Origin of the sequence: Pseudonocardia xinjiangensis (assembly GCF_050948425.1) — a bacterium.
GTDB classification, from domain to species: Bacteria; Actinomycetota; Actinomycetes; order Mycobacteriales; family Pseudonocardiaceae; genus Pseudonocardia; species Pseudonocardia xinjiangensis.
The window spans coordinates 4,073,219-4,091,887 of sequence record NZ_CP192009.1; the positions used below are offsets into that span (position 1 = coordinate 4,073,219).

The following is an 18,669-nucleotide window of genomic DNA, read 5'->3' on the forward strand; positions in this document are numbered from 1 at the left end:
TCGCTCGCTACGCTGCAGGCATGGTCGCAGGGGAGCTGGACGGCGCACGCGCTCCGGTTCCGGTCGAGGCACCCCCGCGCGACCCCAGCCGGGCCGCTCGCCGGCTGGGACTGACCGGAACCCTGCTGATGGGGGTCGGTGCACTCGGGTCCGGTGCGCTGCCCGTGCCCAACCCCCTGTTCGGCCTGCGGCTGCTCGGCCTGCCCAGCCGCAACGCCACGATCGCCATCGCCATCACCTACGCCGGCATCGGCATGCTGGTGCTCGCCTGGCTGTGGATCGGGAAGATGCTGCGCTGGAACGGCGCCGTCCCCCCGGCCCCGGACCGCGCGCAGCTGGCCCGCACGGCCGTGCTGTGGGCGATCCCGCTGGCCGTGGCACCGCCGCTGTTCTCCCGCGACGTCTACAGCTACCTCGCGCAGAGCGCGATCCTCGCGCGCGGTCTCGACCCGTACGTCCTCGGCCCGGCCCAGGCCCTCGGCGTCGACGACCCGCTGACGCGCAGCATCCCCACGATCTGGCGGGACACCCCGGCGCCCTACGGGCCGCTCTTCCTCTGGCTCGGCCGCGGCATCACGGCGCTCACCGGCAACGACGTCGTACTCGGCCTGTTCGCCCACCGGGTGCTGGCGCTGCTGGGCGTCGGCCTGATCGTCTGGGCGCTGCCCCGGCTGGCCCGCCGCTGCGGGCTCGACGCCGGGCTCGCGCTGTGGCTCGGCGCGGCCAACCCGCTGGTGCTGTTCCACCTGGTCAGCGGCATCCACAACGAGTCGCTGATGATCGGGCTGATGCTGGCCGGGATGGAGATCGGCCTCCGGGCGGGGCCACGGGTGCTCGATACGAGGTTCCTGTTCGGGGCCCTGCTCATCGTCGGGGCGTCCGCGGTGAAGGTGCCGGCGCTGCTGGCGCTCGGCTTCCTGGGCACCGAGTGGGCCAGGCGGCACGGCGGCAGGGTGCGCGACGTCGCGGTGTCCGCCGGGGCGCTCGCCGCCGTCACCGTCGTGGGCTACGCCGCGCTCGCGCTGGTCACGGGGCTCGGGCTGGGGTGGGTCACCACCCTCGACACCCCGAGCCTCATCCGCAGCTGGATGTCGGTGTCCACCGACCTCGGCCTGATCGGCGGCCAGATCGGCATCCTGGGCGGCCTCGGTGACCACACCGACAGCGTGCTGGTGCTCACCCGCGGCCTGGGCGGGCTCGCCGCGGGGATCGTGGTCCTGATGCTGCTGCTGGCGAGCCTCCGCGGCCGGCTCGACCCCGTCACGGGGATGGGCGCCGGGCTGGGTGCCGTCGTGCTGCTCGGCCCGATCGTGCACCCCTGGTACCTGCTCTGGGCGGCGATCCCGCTCGCCGCGTCCCAGGGCCTGCCGCACTACCGGCGGGCCGCGCTGGCCGCGTCCGCCGTCCTCGCCCTGCTCGTGCCGCCCACGGGCGCCGACTTCAGCTTCCGCGCCTACCAGCTGCCGATGGCTATCCTGGCCGGGATCGTCATGCTCGTGCTGGTCCTGCTCGTGCAGCGGCGCCAGCTCGCCGGGAAGCAGGGCGCAGACGTCGACGCGTGGTCGGGCCGGGTGCCAGCTCGGGAGCCGGACCCCTCACCTCACTAGACTGGACCGCCGTGAACACTCCGCCGCCCGCCGTCGCGGTCCGGGGGCTGGTGAAGCGGTACGGACGCACCGTCGCTGTCGACGGGCTCGACCTCGACCTGGCTGCCGGATCGGTGCTGGCCCTGCTCGGTCCCAACGGTGCGGGCAAGACCACCACCGTCGAGATCTGCGAGGGCTTCCTGCGCGGCGACGCCGGTGAGGTGCGGGTACTCGGCCTCGACCCCGCCGACGCGCCCGACGCGCTGCGCGCCCGGATCGGCGTGATGCCCCAAGGCGGGGGCGCCTATCCCACCGTCCGCGCCGCCGAGATGCTGCGGCTGGTCGCCGCCTGCTCCGCAGATCCGCTCGACGTCGGATGGCTCACCGACGTGCTCGGCCTCGACGGCTGCGCCCGCACCCCGTACAAGCGGCTGTCGGGCGGGCAGCAGCAGCGGCTCGCGCTGGCCTGCGCCGTGGTCGGCCGTCCGGAGCTCGTGTTCCTCGACGAACCCACCGCCGGGATGGACCCCCAGGCCCGCCGGGTCGTGTGGGACCTGATCCAGGCGCTGCGCCGGGACGGGGTGGCCGTCCTGCTCACCACCCACCTCATGGAGGAGGCCGAGGCCCTCGCCGACGAGGTGGTGATCGTCGACCGCGGACGGGTGGTCGCGCAGGGCTCCCCCACCGCGCTCACCTCGACGACCGAGCAGCAGGAGCTGCGCTTCCGCGCCCGGTCCGGCATGGACGTCGACGGCCTGATCGCGGCGCTGCCCGTCGGCTACGGGGCGGCCGAGCCGATCGCCGGCCGCTACGTCGTGCGCGGCCGGATCGACCCTGCGGTGCTGTCCACCATCACCACGTGGTGCGCCGGGCAGGGGGCGCTGGCCGACGACGTCCAGGTGGCCAGGCGCAGTCTCGAGGACGTCTTCCTGGAGCTGACCGGACGGGAGCTGCGCTCGTGAACCGCTTCCCACCCGGCACCTTCACCCCCCGGCCCGGCCCCGGGGCGCCGCTGCGGATGCTCGCCGTGCAGTCGGGCACCGAGATGCGCCTGGCCCTGCGCAACGGCGAGCAGGTGCTGCTCACGCTGCTGATCCCGATCGTGCTGCTGGTCGGGCTGAGCACCCTCGACGTGGTGCCGCTGCCGGCACCGCGGATCGCCTCGGTCGTGCCGGGCGTGCTCGCGCTGGCGGTGATGTCCACGGCCTTCACCGGGCAGGCCATCGCGCTGGGCTTCGACCGGCGCTACGGCGTGGTCCGGCGGCTCGCCGCCACCGCGTTGCCGCGCTGGCTGCTGGTCGCCGGGCGGCTCGTGGCGGTGCTGGGCACGGTGGCGCTGCAGGTGGTGGTGCTCGGCGTGCTCGCCGTGGCACTGGGATGGCGCCCGGTCGCCTCCGGGCTCGGCTGGGCGCTGCTGCTGTTGCTGCTCGGCTGCGCCGCGTTCGGCTCGCTGGGGATCCTCCTCGGCGGATCGCTGCGGGCCGAGATCACCCTCGCCGTGGCCAACGTGGTCTGGTTCGTCCTGCTGCTGGCCGGCGGCATCATCGTCCCGCTGGGGATGCTTCCCGGGCCGCTCGCCGCCGTCGGCGCCGCGCTGCCGTCCGGGGCGCTGGCCGAGGGCCTGCGCGCGGCACTGGCCGGCGGGCACCCGCCGAGCGCCGCGCAGGTCGTCGTGCTGCTGGCCTGGACCGCCGTGGCGTCCGCGCTGGCGGTGCGCACCGTCAAGCTGCGCTGACCCGGGAGCGCTCAGCGCCACTCCAGCCAGGCGGCGCCCGGGTGGGCCCGCCCCAGCACCGTGCCGCTGCGCCGCCCCCCACGTATCCGGACCCGCCCGATCACCCCGAAGACGCCACCGGCACGGGCATCGCGCACCCAGTCCGCGGGCACGTCGAGGCCCTGCACGCCGGCCCGCGCGTCCGGGCCGAGGGGAACGAGCGGATCGACCGAGACCCACTCCAGGTCGCGACGGCGTCCGAGCCCGGCCAGGAGACGGTCGAACCGCCGCAGGTCGGCCGGCGGCAGGAAGACGTGCACGTAGGTGTCGACGAGGCAGACCAGCGCCTCGGGCGCGATCGAGTCGACCACGTCCTCGAGCACGTCGAGGAGGTTCCCGCGCACCGCGCGTGCCGGATCGGCGCGGGCGATCGCCGCCGCTGCCGCGAACCGGGTGACGGCGCCCGCCTCGGGCGGGACGCACGCGGCCAGCCAGGCGAACGTGTGCGGATCGGCGACGTCGAGCGGCTCGACGTCCACCCCCACCCGGTCGGCCACCACCGGAAGCGCGGACGGCACGGGCAGCCGGTCGCCGCCCGACCGCACCTCGCACGTCAGCCGGACCGGCGAGGACGGTTCTCCCACCGTCCGGTCGGGCGAGCCAGCGGTCCGGTAGGTGTAGTGGTAGCGGTCCAGGTGCAGCCCGAGGCCGGCGCCGGTGCCCAGATCCACCACCGCCAGCGGGCGGTCGTCCTCCTCGGCGATCAGGGCGAGCACGGGGAGCACGTCGGCGCAGCGGCCCACCTCGTTCATCTGGTAGCGATGGGTGGCACACAGCTCCGCGAGCCCGTCCCGCTCCGCCCGCGCGAACTCGACGAGCTCGGCGCGGAAGCCCGGATCCGGCGGAGGCCGGCTGCCACCCGGCTCGGGGTAGTGGCGGACCATCGGCGGGCGCCGCTCCCGCACCAGGAAGCTCACCGCCGCTGCGAGCAGCAGCGGCGGCAGGCGGTCGAGCGGGATCTCGGCGGCGAGATCGAGGAGCACGTCCTCCTCCGCGATCGCCACGAGGGTCTCCGCCGTGAGCCACCAGCCGGCCGGGGCGCCCACCGGCGACCAGGCCGCCGCGATGGCGAGAGCCTGGCCGGCCACGACGGAGCGGGCGTCCTGCTGACCGGGCGTCATGAGGAGAACAGGTCGGGGTACAGCAGCATCGCGATCTGCAGGAACGTCTCCAGGCCGACCCCCTCGAAGTTCGACGACCGGTTGGCCACCACGACGATCGTGGCGCCGGTCCGGGGCAGCTGGAACATCGCGGTGTTGAAGCCGTAGATCGCGCCGTTGTGCCCGACGAAGTCGTTGATCTCGAACAGACCGGCGCCGTACCCGGTGCGCAGCGTGGGCGAGAGGTTCGCGTTCACGAACGTCGTCTGCTCGGCATGGCCTGCCGGGCTGAGCAGCCTCCCGGCGGCCAGCGCGCCCGCCCAGGCCCGCAGCCCCTCCACCGTGGAGATCATCGCTCCGGCCGGGCCCGCCACGTCCGGGTCGAGCGCCGTGACGTCCCGCTGCGGTGCGCCGGGCGGGACGACGAGATATCCACTGGCCGACGGCGGCGGGATCTCCGGCGAGGTCGGGTAGCTCGTGCCCGGCAGGTTGAGCACGCCGACGATCTCGCGCTCGATGAAGGGGCCGGCCGGCTCGCCCGCCGCCCGCTCGATGATCTGCCCGAGCAGGATGTAGTTGGAGTCGCTGTACTGCCAGCTCCCGGGCTGTCCCGGCGGGAACGCCGGGGTGCTGCGCCGCAGGATGGTCAGCACGCGCTCCACCGGGAACGGGGCCAGGGGGTCGGCGTCGAACGCCGCGCTGAACTCCGGGTCCTCCGTGAAGTCGTAGACCCCCGAGGTCATGTTCAGCAGTTGCCGGACGGTGATGTCCCGACCGTTCGGGACCCCGGGCACGAACGACTCCAGCCGGTCGTCCAGCGTGAGCCGCCCCCGGTCGACCAGCATCAACGTCGCGGTGGCTGTGAAGGTCTTGGTGATGCTCGCGATGCGCACCCGGTCGCCGACGGCGAACGCGGCCCCGCTCGCGACGTCCGCCACGCCGTAGGCCCGGACGAGCTGCCCCTGCCCGGGCAGCCACACGCCGACGGCCATCCCCGGGACGGCGCCGGTGCGCATCTGGTCGTGCACGATCTGCTCGATCCCCGCCACCGTGGCGGGCGGGAGCGGGCCGCCGGCGTCGGCGGGCGCTTCCGCGCCGGCGGGCGGAGCGGGCGCCGTCGACGTGCCGCAGGCGGCCATCGGCGTCACCGCGAGGACCACCGCGGCGGCGACCACTCCGAGCGACCTCCACGAGTACGTCACGAGCGCCCTCCCGGCTGCGGCGACCGGGCGCCGACCGGTGAGGACTCGGCGGCGAGCGAGCCCCCGTTATCCCCGGCCGCCGGGTTCACCCGCCTCCGACCAGCGACTACGGCTCGTGACCTGACGGGTGCCGGGGGGCGCGCGGGGCCCGGGCTACTCGAACTCGAACCGCTGCCGCTGCGGTGCCGGGCGGACCGCGGCGGCCGCCGCGCCGGAGACGAGGGTGCCGATGGCCAGGCCGGTCACCAGGTGGATCGCGGCGGTGGCGAGGACGACGCTCATCGGCTCGGGCGACAGGAACGGCACCACCGCGGACACGGCGGTGAGGAGCCCGATGAACCAGGCGAAGTAGGCCAGCGGCCGGGGCGCGCCGATGAGCAGCAGGTGCGCGAGCCCGGTGGCGGCGAGAGCGGCCACGGCCGCCAGCCCGCAGAGCACGACGGTGTCGGTGTCCCCGAACGGACCGGCCGTGCTCGGGGCGTACAGCGCGATCCGGAGGACCGCACGCACGACGAGCACCCCCACCAGCCCGATCAACGCGGCGACCGCGGCGGTGGCCAGACCGCCCACCCAGAGCCGGGAGACGTCGACCCGGCCACTGCTCCGCGGCGGCCGACCGCGGGCGGCGAAGGGATCGGTCTCGTCGTGGTACCCGGCCATCGAGCGGCTCCGATCCCGGTCAGGGGCGGTGGGACGTGCCAGGATCGTGGCACGGACCGGCGCATCGCTGCAGGAGTCGACACGTTCGGGACGGCCGGAGCCCCCGGTCGTCGGACGACGGGAGGTGCCCCCGTGACCGGCCTCGACCTCGAACTGGTGCCCCAGTTCACCCGGAGCCACGCGCTCATCGGGTGGATGGTGGGCACGTTCCTGCTCACCTTCCTCGCCACGCGGGCGATCACCCACGCCATCCGCCGCGGCCGCGGGCCGTTCCGCAACGCGAGCATGGGCGGCGTGCACGTGCACCACCAGGTGTACGGGATCTTCCTGCTGCTCGGCGCGGGCACCGCCGAGTTCGCCTACCGCCCCGATGCGCCCTGGGTGGACGTGCTGGCGGTGCTGTTCGGCGCCGGAGCGGCACTGACGCTCGACGAGTTCGCCCTCTGGCTGCGGCTCGACGACGTCTACTGGACGCAGGAGGGCCGCAGCTCGGTGGACGCCGTCCTGATCGCCTTCGTGGTCGGCATCCTGCTCCTGGTGGGCGCCTCCCCGTTCGACGCCGACACCGGCGAGGACGCGCTCGGCCTGACGATCACCATCGCGGTCAACCTCGCCTTCGCGCTCGTCGCGGTCCTCAAGGGCCGCACGGTGCTCGGGGTGATCGGGGTGTTCGTCCCGCTGCTGGCCATGGTGGCGGCGCTGCGGCTGGCGCGGCCGTCCTCGCCGTGGGCCACCCGCCGGTACGACGAGCGGCGGCTGGCCCGCGCCCGGGTCCGGTTCCCTCCGGGCAAGCGCAACCGCTGGGACCGGGTCGTCGACCTGTTCGCGGCGGCACCCCCGCCGGTCAGCGAGCTGCGCCGGTCGCCCTAGGGGCCGAGGGTCCCGGGCCCGCGCCGTGGGCGAAGGAGGCCGCCTCGGGCCCGCGTTGGGGCGCGGGCTGCGACCGGAGCCGGTCCAGCACCCGGCTCAGGTCGTCCATCAGCAGGTCGGCGAGGTCGTGCGACATCCCGTTGCGCACGACGATCCGCAGTACCGCCAGGTCGGTGAGATCGGGAGGGAAGGTGTAGGCGGGGACGAGCCAGCCCTCCTCGCGCAGGCCCGCCGAGACGTCGAAGACCGAGTAGTTCGTGACGTCGTCGGCGAGGGTGAAGGCGAGGACCGGGAGCTCGCTGCCGTCGGTGATCAGGCGGAACGGGCCGAGCGCCCCGATGCGCGACGCCAGCGACATGGCCACGTCGCGGCAGGTCTGCTGCACCCGGCGGAAGCCCTCGAAGCCCAGCCTCAGGAACATGTAGTACTGCGCGATCACCTGGCCGCCGGGACGGGAGAAGTTCAGCGCGAAGCTCGGCATGTCGCCCCCGAGATAGTTCACCCGGAAGACGAGGTCGTCGGGCAGGGCGTCCGCGTCGCGCCACACGATCCAGCCCACACCCGGGCTGACCAGCCCGAACTTGTGCCCCGACGTGTTGATCGACGCCACCCGGGGCAACCGGAAGTCCCACTCGAGCTCCGGGTCGCAGAACGGTGCGATCATCGCGCCGGACGCCCCGTCGACGTGCACGGGGATGTCGAGGCCGGTGCGTTCCTGCAGCTCGTCGAGGGCGGCACAGATCTCGGCCACCGGCTCGTAGCTGCCGTCGAACGTCGAGCCGAGGATCGCGACCACGCCGATCGTGTTCTCGTCGCACCGCGCCACCGCCTCCTCGGCGGTGAGGTGGTGGCGCCCGGGGGCCATCGGCACCAGCCGGGGCTCGACGTCGAAGTAGTTGGCGAACTTGTCCCAGCACACTTGCACGTTGATGCCCATGACGATGTTGGGTCGGTCCGCAGGCCGTCCCGCGGCGAGCCGGGCGTTGCGCCACCGCCGTTTCATGGCGAGCCCGCCGAGCATGCACGCCTCGCTCGACCCGGTGGTCGAGCAGCCGGGCGCGGCCAGCGGGTCCGCGGCGTGCCACAGCCCGGCGAGCATCCGTACGCAGCGCAGCTCGAGGTCGGCGGTGCGCGGGTACTCGTCCTTGTCGACGACGTTCTTCTCGAAGGACTCGGTCATCAGGGTGCGCGCGTGCGGCTCGGCCCACGTGGTGACGAAGGTGGCCAGGTTGAGCCGCGCGTTGCCGTCGAGCATCAGCTCGTCGTGCACGATCTGGTAGGCGATCGCCGGGTCGATCCCCTGCTCGGCGAGCGCGTGGCGCGGCACCACCAGCGGCTCGGCGGCGAACACGGGGTTGACCGGCAGGGGACGGGACTCCCCGCTGGTCTCGGACGGCGGGTGGGCGATCGGCATCAGCCCAGCGTAGGAGCCCAGAGTGACGGAGTGGCACTCACGAGGCAGGTCGACGCTTTTGTGTCATGGTGGGGTCATGGGGGTTCGGTGATACTGCCGGGGCAGGTGAGGTCGGCAGCAGCGGACGGCGCGCCTTGAGGAGCGGCCATGACGGCATCACGGGCGACGCGTGTCGTGGTGGTGCTCGGAGGCGTTCTCACCGTGTGCGCCGCGGCGTGCACCCCTGCGCCGGCCGCCCCGGCCGCTGCACCGGCCGGCGAGCCGAGCCCGGCGGTGCTCAGCCCCCTTGCCGTCTTCCCGCTCGCCGAGGTGGCCCCGGTGCTCGGCGCCGACAACCGCATGCACCTGGCCTACGAGCTCGCGATGGCCAACCAGAGCAGCCAGGACGTGCTGCTGCGCAGCGTCACGACGCTCGACGCCACGCGCGCCGACGCCGTCGTCACCACACTCGAGGGCGATGCACTGGCCCGGATGTTCCGTCCGTCCGGAGACTCGGCCGGAGCCACCCTGCGGCCCGGTGAGTACGGGACCCTGTTCCTCGACGCCACGACGGCGCCGGACGCACCGCTGCCCGGCCTGCTCCGCCACCGGTTCGCGCTCGGCCTCCAGCCGGCACAGGCCCCGGAGGACATCGGTCCGCGCGACACCGACCCGCCCCCGCCTCCACCCCAGAACATCGAGTTCACCGGCGTGCCCGTCCCGGTGACGGCGCAGCCGGCCGTGACGCTGTCTCCCCCCCTGCGCGGGCCCCGCTGGGTGGCGGGCAACGGCTGCTGCGACGCGATCACCGCGCACCGCGGCGCGACACTGGCCATCGACGGCACGGTGCACGTTCCCGAGCGGTTCGCGATCGACTTCGTGCAGCTCGACGACACCGACCGGCTCTACTCCGGCCCGCCGACGGACAACGCGTCGTTCCGGTACTTCGGCACCGCCGTCCTCTCCGTCGCCGACGGCATCGTGGTGACGGTGGTGGACGGGATGGCGGAGCAGACGCCCGGCAGGCTGCCCGCCGGGATCACGATCACCACGGCGGGCGGCAACCACGTCGTGGTGGACATCGGCGGTGGTCGCTACGCCTTCTACGCGCACCTGCAGCCCGGGTCACCCCGGGTGCGGGCCGGGGACCGTGTGCGGGCGGGAGACGTGATCGGGCTGCTCGGCAACACCGGCAACACCGATGCCCCGCACCTGCACTTCCACGTCATGGACGGACCGTCGCCCCTGCAGTCGAACGGGCTCCCGTTCGTCTTCACCGCGTTCACCGGCCAGGGCGTCGTCACCGACGAGGCGACCCTCGCCGACACGACGAAGCCCGACGCGTCGATAGCGCCCATCGACCGTGGCCTGCTCAGCGGTCCGCACCGGGCCCAGCTGCCGCTCAACCTGCAGGTCGTCGACTTCGGCTGATCCGCCTCGGCCCGCGTCAGCGCGCGCGGGGGTCGTCCTGGGGCTGCTGCTCCTCGCCGACCTCGTGGGCCATGCGTTCGGACGCACCGGCCCGCTGGCCGACGTGCGCCTCCTCGCGGAAACGCTCGACCAGGTGCGGGTAGTGCAGCTCGAACGCCGGCCGCTCCGAGCGGATGCGCGGCAGCTCCGTGAAGTTGTGCCGCGGCGGCGGGCAGCTCGTGGCCCACTCCAGCGAGTTCCCGAAGCCCCACGGGTCGTCGACGGTGACCACCCGCCCGTAGCGGTAGCTGCGGAACACGTTCCAGATGAACGGCAGCGTGGAGGCCCCCAGCACGAACGCCCCGATCGAGGACACCATGTTCAGCGCGGTGAAACCGTCGGTCGGCAGGTAGTCGACATAGCGGCGCGGCATGCCCTCGGCACCCAGCCAGTGCTGCACCAGGAACGTCAGGTGGAACCCGATGAACGTGAGCCAGAAATGGACCTTTCCCCACGTCTCGTCCAACATCCGGCCGGTCATCTTCGGGAACCAGAAGTAGATCCCCGCGTACGTGGCGAACACGATCGTGCCGAACAGCACGTAGTGGAAGTGCGCCACCACGAAGTACGTGTCCGAGACGTGGAAGTCGATCGGTGGCGAGGCCAGCAGAACCCCGGTGAGACCACCGAGCAGGAACGTGACCAGGAATCCGATGCTGAACAGCATCGGCGTCTCGAATGTGATCTTTCCCTTCCACATGGTGCCGACCCAGGCGACGAACTTGATCCCGGTCGGCACGGCGATGAGGAAGGTCGTCAGGGAGAAGAACGCGAGCAGGACCGCACCGGTGGCGTACATGTGATGGGCCCATACGGCCGCCGACAGGGCGCCGATCGCGATCGTCGCGAACACCAGGAACCGGTAGCCGAACTGTGGTTTGCGGCTGAACACCGGGATCACCTCGGTGACGATGCCGAAGAACGGCAGAGCCACGATGTAGACCTCGGGATGGCCGAAGAACCAGAACAGGTGCTGCCACAGGATCGCCCCGCCGTTGGCCGGGTCGAAGACGTGCGTGCCGAGGTGCCGGTCGGCGAGCATGCCGAAGAGGCCGGCCGTGAGCAACGGGAAGGCGATCAGGATGAGGATCACCGTGACCAGGATGTTCCACGTGAAGATCGGCATCCGGAACACCGTCATCCCGGGTGCGCGCATGCAGACGATCGTGGTGACGAAGTTGACGCCACCGAGGATCGTGCCCAGCCCGGAGAGGATCAGGCCGATCGCCCAGAGGCTGCCCCCGGCCCCCGGCGAGAACGTCTCGCTGTGCAGCGGCGCGTAGGCGAACCAGCCGAAGTCGGCCGCCCCACCCGGGGTCAGGAACCCTGACAGTACGGTCAGGCCACCGAACAGGAACAACCAGTAGGAAAACGCGTTGAGCCGCGGGAAAGCGACGTCGGGCGAGCCGATCTGCAGCGGCACGATGTAGTTCGCGAAGCCGAACAGGATCGGCGTCGCGTACAGCAGCAGCATGATCGTGCCGTGCATCGTGAACAGCTGGTTGTACTGCTCGTTGGACAGGAACTGCTGCCCGGGCACCGCCAGCTCTCCGCGCATCAGCAGAGCCATGGCCCCGCCGGCCAGGAAGAACCCGAACGACGTCACCAGGTACAGGATGGCGATGTCCTTGGGATCCGTGGTGTGCAGCATCTTGATCAGCGCGGATCCCTTGGCCGGCCGGCGCGCCGGATAAGGGCGTGTCGCCACCGGCTTCGGCGAGACAGCGGTCATAGGAGTGCCTCCTGGGCCGTGGACCTGCTGCGAGTCGACGTCCGCGTGGGTGGACCGTAAGAGTAAAGCGACGGTGTTGTCCACACCCGTTCGAAGCACTCCCGCCCTTTGTTGCGACTTCTCGCGGTGCACCGGGCGCTCGGGAAGGTAGTTTCGCGCTCAGGCCCCTTGTCGCCGGACCGGACGGTCCGCGGCTGGAGGCCGGCGTCCGACGCGGTGCGTGCCGGGCGGTGACGGCCTGCTGCCACGCGGTCGCGACACCTGCCGGAGGGACGCCGCTGTGCCCGTGGCGGCGACGACGCCGGCGCACCCGCTCGGGACGGGGCGCGCAGAACAGCGCACGCGGGACGAGGGCACAGCACCCGGACACGAGCAGGTGCACCCTGCAGCAGAGGAGTCGAGCATGAGGATCGCAATGGTCGGCCTGGGCCGGATGGGCGCGAACATGGTGCGCCGCCTGATCCGCGACGGCCACGAGTGCGTCGTCCACGACATCTCCGAGGACGCGGTACGCCGCATGGAGGGCGAGGGTGCCCAGGGGGCCGGCTCCCTGCAGGACCTCGTCGCCGCACTCGAGCCGCCGCGCAGCGTGTGGCTCATGCTCCCCGCCGCGATCACCGGGGACACGGTGACCGAGCTGCTCGAGCTGCTCGAAGGCGGCGACGCGATCATCGACGGTGGCAACTCCTCCTACCGCGACGACATCGACCGCGCGGAGGTCGCCGCCGTCCACGACGTCGACTACGTCGACTGCGGCACCAGCGGCGGCGTCTGGGGGCTGGAGCGGGGGTACTCGCTGATGATCGGCGGGCCCGACCGCGCGGTACAGCGGCTCGACCCGGTGTTCGCCTCCCTCGCCCCCGGCCTCGGCGCCGCCGAACGCACGCCCGGCCGCACCGGCCCGGTGTCGCGCGCCGAACAGGGCTACCTGCACTGCGGGCCCTCCGGAGCCGGGCACTTCGTGAAGATGGTCCACAACGGCATCGAGTACGCGATCATGGCGGCCTACGCGGAGGGCCTGAACGTGATCCGCGGCGCAGGCGTCGGCAAGCACCAGTCCGACGCCGACGCCGAGACCGCCCCCCTGCGCGAGCCCCGCTACTACCCCTACGACTCCGTCGACCTCGCGGACGTCGCCGAGGTCTGGCGCCGCGGCAGCGTCATCGGCTCGTGGCTACTCGACCTCACCGCGGAGGCGCTGGTCGCCGACCCGCAGCTCGAGCAGTTCACCGGCCGGGTCTCCGACTCCGGTGAGGGCCGCTGGACCTCGATCGCCGCCATCGAGGAAGGGGTCCCCGCGCCGCTGCTCACGGCCGCGCTCTACAGCCGGTTCGCCTCGCGCGGCAGCGAGCTGTTCGCCAACAAGGTGGAGTCGGCGCAGCGCAAGGAGTTCGGCGGGCACGACGAGAAGCCGGCGGCATCATGACCGCGCCCGGCCCCGCGGCCGATGCGCTGGTGCTGTACGGCGTCACCGGCGACCTCGCCCGGAAGATGATCCTGCCCGCGCTGTACCGGCTCACCGGGCGTGGGGAGCTCACCGTCCCGGTGGTCGGTGTCGCCCGCAGCGACTGGGACCCCGCTGCCCTGCACAAGCACATCGAGGACAGCGTGCGGGCCGCGGAGTCCGACGTCGACGACGGCGTGCTCGACCAGCTGCAGCGCAGCGTCTTCATGGTGTCCGGCGACTACAACGACCGTGCGACGTTCCAGCGCCTCGCGGACACGCTCCGGGAGAAGGCCGGCGCGGACGCTCTCACGGTGCACTACATGGCGGTGCCACCCGCGCTGTTCGGCACCGTGGCCGACGGTCTGGCCGACGTCGGGCTCACCGACCGGGCCCGGCTCGTGGTGGAGAAGCCGTTCGGCCACGACCTCGCCTCGGCCCAGGCGCTCAACGCCCAGCTGCGCAAGCACGTGCCCGACGACCGCCTGTTCCGCGTCGACCACTACCTCGGCAAGGAGCCGGTGGAGGACCTGCTGGTGTTCCGCTTCGCCAACACGCTGATCGAACCGCTGTGGAACCGCACCTGGGTCGACCGCATCGAGATCACGATGGCCGAGAACTTCGACGTCGCCGACCGCGGCTCGTTCTACGACGCCGTCGGCACCATCCGCGACGTCGTGCAGAACCACCTGCTGCAGGTGCTGGCCTACCTGACGATGGAGGCGCCGCAGACCGACTCCGCCGACGACCAGCGCGACGCGAAGTACGGGCTCCTGCATGCCGTACGCACGATCGACCCGGCCGAGGTGGTGCGCGGGCAGTACACCGGCTACCGCGACGTCCGCGGCGTCGCCCCCGACTCCACGACCGAGACGTTCGTGGCCCTCACCCTGCACATCGACAACTGGCGCTGGTCCGGGGTGCCGGTCCACATCCGGGCCGGGAAGGCCCTGCCCGAGACCGTGCTGGACCTCGTCGTCGTGCTCAAGCCGCCGCCCTGCTCGCTGTTCCCGACCGCGGGCGACGGGCCGGCGCCGCCCAACCGGATCCGGCTGCGCCTGCAGCCCGACGCCGGGATCACCTTCTTCGTGCTCGCGAAGCAGCCCGGTGGTGGTGACGTCGCCACCGAGCTGCCGGTCTCGGTCGACTTCCGGGCGGCGCTCGGCCCCGTGTACGAGGCCTACGAGCGGATCTTCGCCGACGCCCTCGCCGGGGATCCGACGCACTTCTCGCGCATGGACAACCTGGAGGAGGCATGGCGGATCGTGGGGCCCATCCTCGACCAGACCACGCCACCCCTGCCCTACGCGCCGGGCACGTGGGGGCCTGCGTGAGTTCCGGCGCCTGCCCGGGCAGGGCTGATCACAGGCGCAGCGTCGATGCGGCCGCGACCCGTCCGGCCCACTGAGCAGGGCGGAGGAGCGGCCGTAGCCGGCAGGTCGGGCTCGCGGCTGTCGTCGTTCCTGGGCAGGCGCGATCCCGGCCACCTCGTCATCCACCGTGCGGTGCGCGTCACCGCGGCGGCCAGCCTGGGGTTCTTCCTGTGCCGCTACGGGCTCGGGGACCCGAACACGGCCGTCTACGCCCTGTTCGGCACGGTCGCGCTGGGCGCGCTGTCCGAGGTGACCGGGACGCCCGGGCAGCGCACGCGGACCTACCTGGCGGCCCTGGTCGTCGGCCTCGTCCTGGTCTCGCTGGGCACGCTGCTCGCCGTGAGCACCTGGGCCGCGGCCGCCGGGATGCTGGTGATCGGGTTCGCGGTGGCCTACGCGGGTGTCGGTGGCCCCCGGGTGGCGGGGGTGGCCACCGGTCTGCAGCTGTTCTACGTGCTGCCGTGCTTCCCGCCGTACATGCCCGACATGCTCGACGAGCGCCTCACCGGTCTGGCGGTCGGGGTGCTGCTGCTCACCGTCGCCGACCGGCTGGTGTGGCCCCCGCCTGCGCCACCGGAGCTGATCCCGCGTGTCGCCGCCGCGGCCGGCGCCGCGGCCGCGTACGCCGCGGCTCTGCGGGCCTCCCTCGACACCGGTTGCCCCGGCAGTGCCACCGGCCTCGCGGCCCTTCGGGACGTGGCCAACCGGACCGCGGGCGACCTGCGGCTCAGCACGCTGCCGCCCGCCGCGCGCCCCACCGGAGCCGGCAGGCACGACCGGAGCGTGGCCCGGGCGGCACTCGCCGTACGGGTGGTCGTGGGGCAGCTCGACGTCGTGGCCGACCGGCTCGCCGGGCAGAACTCCGAGCGCACCGCCACCGGCCCGGCGCCGGAACCGGCACCGGACGCCGCGCCCGACACGGCAGGGCTCCTCGCGATCGACCGGGACGCGCTGGAGGCGGTGCGCGCCGCTCTGCTCGGGACCGGTGCGCCGCCCGCCGCGGACGTCGTGGACCGCCCGCTCACCACCTACGTCCACCGGGAGACCCTCGGGCTCGCCGGCTCGGACGACCCCGCTCCCTGGGCGTGCACCGAGCTGGCGGTGGCGTCGGTCACCGAAGCGGTCCGCGCGCTGGTGCTGGCCACCCGGGCCACCGTCGGCGCTCCCCCGCCCGATCCCGCCGCCACTCCCGCCGACCTCTGGTTCCTGCACGTCTCCTCCGCGCGGCTGTGGTGGCTGCGGCTGGTCGTGAACCTGACCCCCCGGTCGGTCTACCTGCAGAACGCCGTCCGGCTGGCCCTGGGCCTGGCGGTCGCCCGCGTCGTCGCTGGGGTGCTCGAGCTGTCGCACGGGTTCTGGGTACTGCTGGCCACGCTGAGCCTGATGCGCACCTCAGCCGTCGCCAGCAGGCCGGTGCTGGTCCGGGCGTTCGCGGGGACGGTCGTGGGAGCGATCATCGCCGCCCTCGTGCTCGCGCTGGTGGGATCGCACGCCACGGTCTACGCCTGGCTCACCCCGCTGTTGATGCTCGTGGCCTTCGCGGCAGGCCCGTTGCTCGGCCTGGCCGCCGGCCAGGCGGGCTTCACCGTCGTCGTTGCCGTGGTGTTCGCCCAGGTCGCACCGGCGAACTGGACGCTCGCGGAGGACCGGCTGCTGGCCGTGGTCGTGGGCGGCGTGGTCGGGGCGGTCATCGGAGCGGCCGTGTGGCCGCGCGGCGGGGCCGGCGAGGTGCACCGGGTGGCCGCGGACTGCCTGCACGCCGCCGCGGACGAGATCGTGGCCACCGCGGCCTACCTGACCGGCTCGCCCGCGCCCCCACCGGCGGCCTCGCTCGAACGGCTGGCGACGCTGTTCGAGCACACCTACATCCAGTACCGCTCCGAGCCGTGCGGACCGGGCCCCGAGCCCGACTGGCTGGTCGTGCTGACCGTGTCGCACCGCCTCGCCGACCAGGTCCAGACCCTGCGGGCGCGCTATCCGCAGACCGCGCCACTGCCCTGGCCGGACTTCGGGATCCTGCTGCGGGCCGACGCCGAGGACGTCGCCGCGGGCTACCGCGTCGCTGCCGCGGCGGTGGCGGCCGGGGGCGCACCGGCCCGGGGCACCGCCACACAGCTGCGGAAGCGGGTGTCCGCACAGCACCTGGCCGTGCGGGTCGCCGAGGCCCCTGTGGAGGCGCTGCGCGCGTTCGACGCGTGGGGCTGGCTGCACGGTCTCGTGGACGGCCTCGAACGGGTGGAGCAGGCCCTCGACCCGCCGTCGGTGGCCCGTCCCGCCCCCGCTCCCGCGGCCACACGCGGGTGACACCACCGGGTAGTGACCTCTCCACCCGCGGTAACGGCCGGATGAGGCCCGGCGACTCCTCCCGACCGGGGGCAGGAGCACATCAGCCTCGTGGAGGACGCATGGCCGAGAGCGCGGTACTCGTCGCCGGAGCCGGACCGGTCGGGCTCACGGCCGCCGTGGAGCTACGGCGGCGCGGGGTCGACTGCCGGGTGATCGACCGGCTCGCGGCACCCGTCCCGTACGCCAAGGCGGTGGGCATCCAGCCCCGCACCCTGGAGCTGTGGGAGTCGGCCGGGGTGCTCGCCCGGGCCCTGGACGCCGCGCGGCCGATGTACGGCCAGCTCGTCTTCGTCGACGGCGAGCACGTGGCGACGATCGAGCTCACGCTGCCACCGGAGGTGCCCTACGGCTTCATGGCGCTGCCCCAGTACGAGACGGAGCGGCTGCTGGAGCAGCGCTACGGCGAGCTCGGCGGCCGGGTCGAGCGCGGCGTCGAGCTCGTGAGCTTCAGCCAGGACGCCGACGGGGTCACGGCCGTCCTGCGCGGGCCCGACGGGGAGTCGCAGGTGCGGCTGGGCTACCTGGTGGGAGCCGACGGCGCCCACAGCACGGTCCGCAAGGGACTGGGACTCGCGTTCGCGGGCGGGGCCTATCCCGAGCAGTACATGCTCGGGGACGTGGAGGTCGACTGGAACCAGCCGGCGGGCTACGGCATCCGGTCCTCGCACCGGACGGACGGCACCACCGACGACCTGCTCGTCGCCATCCCGCTGCCGGGACGGCGCCGCTACCGCATGTCCATGCTGGTGCCCGACGAGCTGTCCGCCGCGGGTGACGGCGTCGAGCACGGGTTCAGCGCCGGCCCGGCCCCCGAGCTGCACCACATCCAGGCCGTGCTCGACCGCCTCGCCCCCGAACCGACCCGCGCGTCCCACCTGCGCTGGGCGTCGGTGTTCCGGATCAGCCACCGCATCGTCGACTCCTACGGGAGCGGGCGCGTGTTCGTGGCGGGGGACGCCGCGCACATCCATCCGCCGACGGGGGCGCAGGGGATGAACACCGGCATCCAGGACGCGGCCGCGCTGGCGTGGCGGCTCGCGCTGGCCGTGCAGGGCGACGCCGCGGACGGGCTGCTGGACAGCTACGACGCCGAACGCCGGCCCGTGGGCGAGGAGGTCGTGGGCCGCACGGTCCGGCACGCCCGTGCGGGCTTCGAGGACGACGACACGGCGACGGTCCTGCTGCGGGAGGCCCAGCTGCTGGTGGCCTACCCCGACAGTCCCGTCGTCGGTGAGGGCGGCGGCGCGGAGGTCCTCAAGGGCGGTCCGGCACCCGGCGAACGCGCCCCGGACTGCCGCGGCCTGCGCCGTGCCGGGGTGGCGTTCCCGGTGCGGCTGTACGAGGCGCTCGACGGGCGAGGGCACACGCTCCTGCTCTACGCCGACCACGCCGAGCAGGTGGCCGGCCTCGCGACGGCAGCGCAGTTGGCACGGGAGCGGGCCCGCGGCCACCTCGACGTCCGGATCGTCCTGGCCGGCGGTGCGGTTCTCGCGGACGACGTGGCCGACGGGCTGCTCGCCGGACCCCCGGTGCCCGTGCTGCGCGACGCGGGCGGCGAGTTCGCCACCACGTACGGCGCCGCGGGCGGGTGCTGCTACCTGGTGCGCCCCGACGGCCACATCGGCTTCCGCGCGGGCCGGGTGGACGCCGACGAGCTGGGTGCCCACCTCGCGCTGGTCTTCACGTGAACCGCGACCGGCGACTCCGGCCGGGCCCACC

Annotated in this window: 14 protein-coding genes; 9 read left to right on the forward strand and 5 right to left on the reverse strand. The window is 73.4% G+C overall.

Annotation, left to right across the window (positions count from 1 at the left end):
- Positions 1-20: 20 nt before the first annotated feature.
- Genes mptB through ACQPZA_RS19210 form a run of 3 tightly spaced genes read left to right on the forward strand, consistent with a single transcriptional unit; the run spans position 21 to position 3,321 of the window.
- A complete protein-coding gene (mptB, locus tag ACQPZA_RS19200; protein WP_169398929.1) occupies positions 21-1,607 on the forward strand; it encodes a polyprenol phosphomannose-dependent alpha 1,6 mannosyltransferase MptB in 1,587 nt (528 codons plus the stop codon).
- Between the two features lie 11 nt (positions 1,608-1,618).
- Positions 1,619-2,548, forward strand: a complete 930-nt coding sequence (locus ACQPZA_RS19205) for an ABC transporter ATP-binding protein (RefSeq protein ID WP_169398928.1) — start codon at positions 1,619-1,621, stop codon at positions 2,546-2,548.
- 56 nt (positions 2,549-2,604) lie between these two features.
- Positions 2,605-3,321: an ABC transporter permease gene (locus tag ACQPZA_RS19210; protein ID WP_169398938.1), complete on the forward strand. Its 717-nt coding sequence runs from the start codon at positions 2,605-2,607 to the stop codon at positions 3,319-3,321.
- Between the two features lie 11 nt (positions 3,322-3,332).
- Here ACQPZA_RS19210 and ACQPZA_RS19215 read toward each other — a convergent pair whose 3' ends face one another.
- The 3 genes from ACQPZA_RS19215 to ACQPZA_RS19225 form a co-directional block, all read right to left on the reverse strand.
- The gene (locus ACQPZA_RS19215; protein WP_433272397.1) at positions 3,333-4,481 is read right to left on the reverse strand and encodes a DUF2332 family protein; all 1,149 of its coding nucleotides are present in this window, start codon (positions 4,479-4,481) and stop codon (positions 3,333-3,335) included.
- Positions 4,478-5,662, reverse strand: a complete 1,185-nt coding sequence (locus ACQPZA_RS19220; RefSeq protein ID WP_433272399.1) for a serine hydrolase domain-containing protein — start codon at positions 5,660-5,662, stop codon at positions 4,478-4,480. The genes ACQPZA_RS19215 and ACQPZA_RS19220 overlap by 4 nt, the downstream gene beginning before the upstream one ends.
- Positions 5,663-5,815: 153 nt before the next feature.
- On the reverse strand, positions 5,816-6,322 hold the full coding sequence (locus ACQPZA_RS19225) for a DUF6069 family protein (protein ID WP_433272401.1): 507 nt from the start codon (positions 6,320-6,322) through the stop codon (positions 5,816-5,818).
- Between the two features lie 132 nt (positions 6,323-6,454).
- On the opposite strand from ACQPZA_RS19225, the gene ACQPZA_RS19230 reads away from it, so the two are divergent.
- On the forward strand, positions 6,455-7,192 hold the full coding sequence (locus ACQPZA_RS19230; protein WP_433272403.1) for a hypothetical protein: 738 nt from the start codon (positions 6,455-6,457) through the stop codon (positions 7,190-7,192).
- Here the strand turns inward: ACQPZA_RS19230 and ACQPZA_RS19235 are convergent.
- Positions 7,167-8,606, reverse strand: a complete 1,440-nt coding sequence (locus ACQPZA_RS19235) for a glutamate decarboxylase (protein ID WP_433272405.1) — start codon at positions 8,604-8,606, stop codon at positions 7,167-7,169. The two genes, ACQPZA_RS19230 and ACQPZA_RS19235, sit on opposite strands and share 26 nt — an antisense overlap.
- Before the next feature lie 147 nt (positions 8,607-8,753).
- Here ACQPZA_RS19235 and ACQPZA_RS19240 point away from each other — a divergent pair, with 147 nt between their 5' ends.
- Positions 8,754-10,016, forward strand: coding sequence for a M23 family metallopeptidase (locus ACQPZA_RS19240; protein ID WP_433272407.1), 1,263 nt, complete (start codon positions 8,754-8,756; stop codon positions 10,014-10,016).
- A 16-nt stretch (positions 10,017-10,032) separates the two neighbouring features.
- On the opposite strand, the gene ctaD is transcribed toward ACQPZA_RS19240, so the two are convergent.
- Positions 10,033-11,787, reverse strand: coding sequence for an aa3-type cytochrome oxidase subunit I (gene ctaD / locus ACQPZA_RS19245; protein WP_433272409.1), 1,755 nt, complete (start codon positions 11,785-11,787; stop codon positions 10,033-10,035).
- A gap of 403 nt (positions 11,788-12,190) precedes the next feature.
- Between ctaD and gnd the strand changes: the two genes are divergently transcribed.
- From gnd to ACQPZA_RS19265, 4 genes are all read left to right on the forward strand, one after another.
- Positions 12,191-13,213, forward strand: coding sequence for a phosphogluconate dehydrogenase (NAD(+)-dependent, decarboxylating) (gnd, locus tag ACQPZA_RS19250; RefSeq protein WP_433272411.1), 1,023 nt, complete (start codon positions 12,191-12,193; stop codon positions 13,211-13,213).
- Entirely contained in the window at positions 13,210-14,565 is a 1,356-nt protein-coding gene (gene zwf / locus ACQPZA_RS19255; protein ID WP_433272413.1) for a glucose-6-phosphate dehydrogenase, read from the forward strand. The genes gnd and zwf overlap by 4 nt, the downstream gene beginning before the upstream one ends.
- A 45-nt stretch (positions 14,566-14,610) precedes the next feature.
- Complete coding sequence (locus ACQPZA_RS19260; RefSeq protein ID WP_433272415.1) at positions 14,611-16,908, forward strand: FUSC family protein; 2,298 nt, start codon at positions 14,611-14,613, stop codon at positions 16,906-16,908.
- Positions 16,909-17,009: 101 nt separating this feature from the next.
- Entirely contained in the window at positions 17,010-18,638 is a 1,629-nt protein-coding gene (locus ACQPZA_RS19265; protein ID WP_433272416.1) for an FAD-dependent monooxygenase, read from the forward strand.
- Positions 18,639-18,669: the final 31 nt, after the last annotated feature.

Excerpts from the sequence above, each read along its gene's own strand:
- mptB (WP_169398929.1), top strand. The coding sequence starts at position 21 with ATGGTCGCAGGGGAGCTGGACGGCGCACGCGCTCCGGTTCCGGTCGAG.
- ACQPZA_RS19210 (WP_169398938.1), top strand. The coding sequence starts at position 2,605 with ATGCTCGCCGTGCAGTCGGGCACCGAGATGCGCCTGGCCCTGCGCAAC.
- ACQPZA_RS19265 (WP_433272416.1), top strand. The coding sequence starts at position 17,010 with ATGGCCGAGAGCGCGGTACTCGTCGCCGGAGCCGGACCGGTCGGGCTC.
- gnd (WP_433272411.1), top strand. The coding sequence starts at position 12,191 with ATGAGGATCGCAATGGTCGGCCTGGGCCGGATGGGCGCGAACATGGTG.
- ACQPZA_RS19260 (WP_433272415.1), top strand. The coding sequence starts at position 14,611 with ATGCGGCCGCGACCCGTCCGGCCCACTGAGCAGGGCGGAGGAGCGGCC.
- ACQPZA_RS19225 (WP_433272401.1), bottom strand. The coding sequence starts at position 6,322 with ATGGCCGGGTACCACGACGAGACCGATCCCTTCGCCGCCCGCGGTCGG.
- ACQPZA_RS19235 (WP_433272405.1), bottom strand. The coding sequence starts at position 8,606 with ATGCCGATCGCCCACCCGCCGTCCGAGACCAGCGGGGAGTCCCGTCCC.
- ctaD (WP_433272409.1), bottom strand. The coding sequence starts at position 11,787 with ATGACCGCTGTCTCGCCGAAGCCGGTGGCGACACGCCCTTATCCGGCG.
- ACQPZA_RS19240 (WP_433272407.1), top strand. The coding sequence starts at position 8,754 with ATGACGGCATCACGGGCGACGCGTGTCGTGGTGGTGCTCGGAGGCGTT.
- zwf (WP_433272413.1), top strand. The coding sequence starts at position 13,210 with ATGACCGCGCCCGGCCCCGCGGCCGATGCGCTGGTGCTGTACGGCGTC.
- ACQPZA_RS19215 (WP_433272397.1), bottom strand. The coding sequence starts at position 4,481 with ATGACGCCCGGTCAGCAGGACGCCCGCTCCGTCGTGGCCGGCCAGGCT.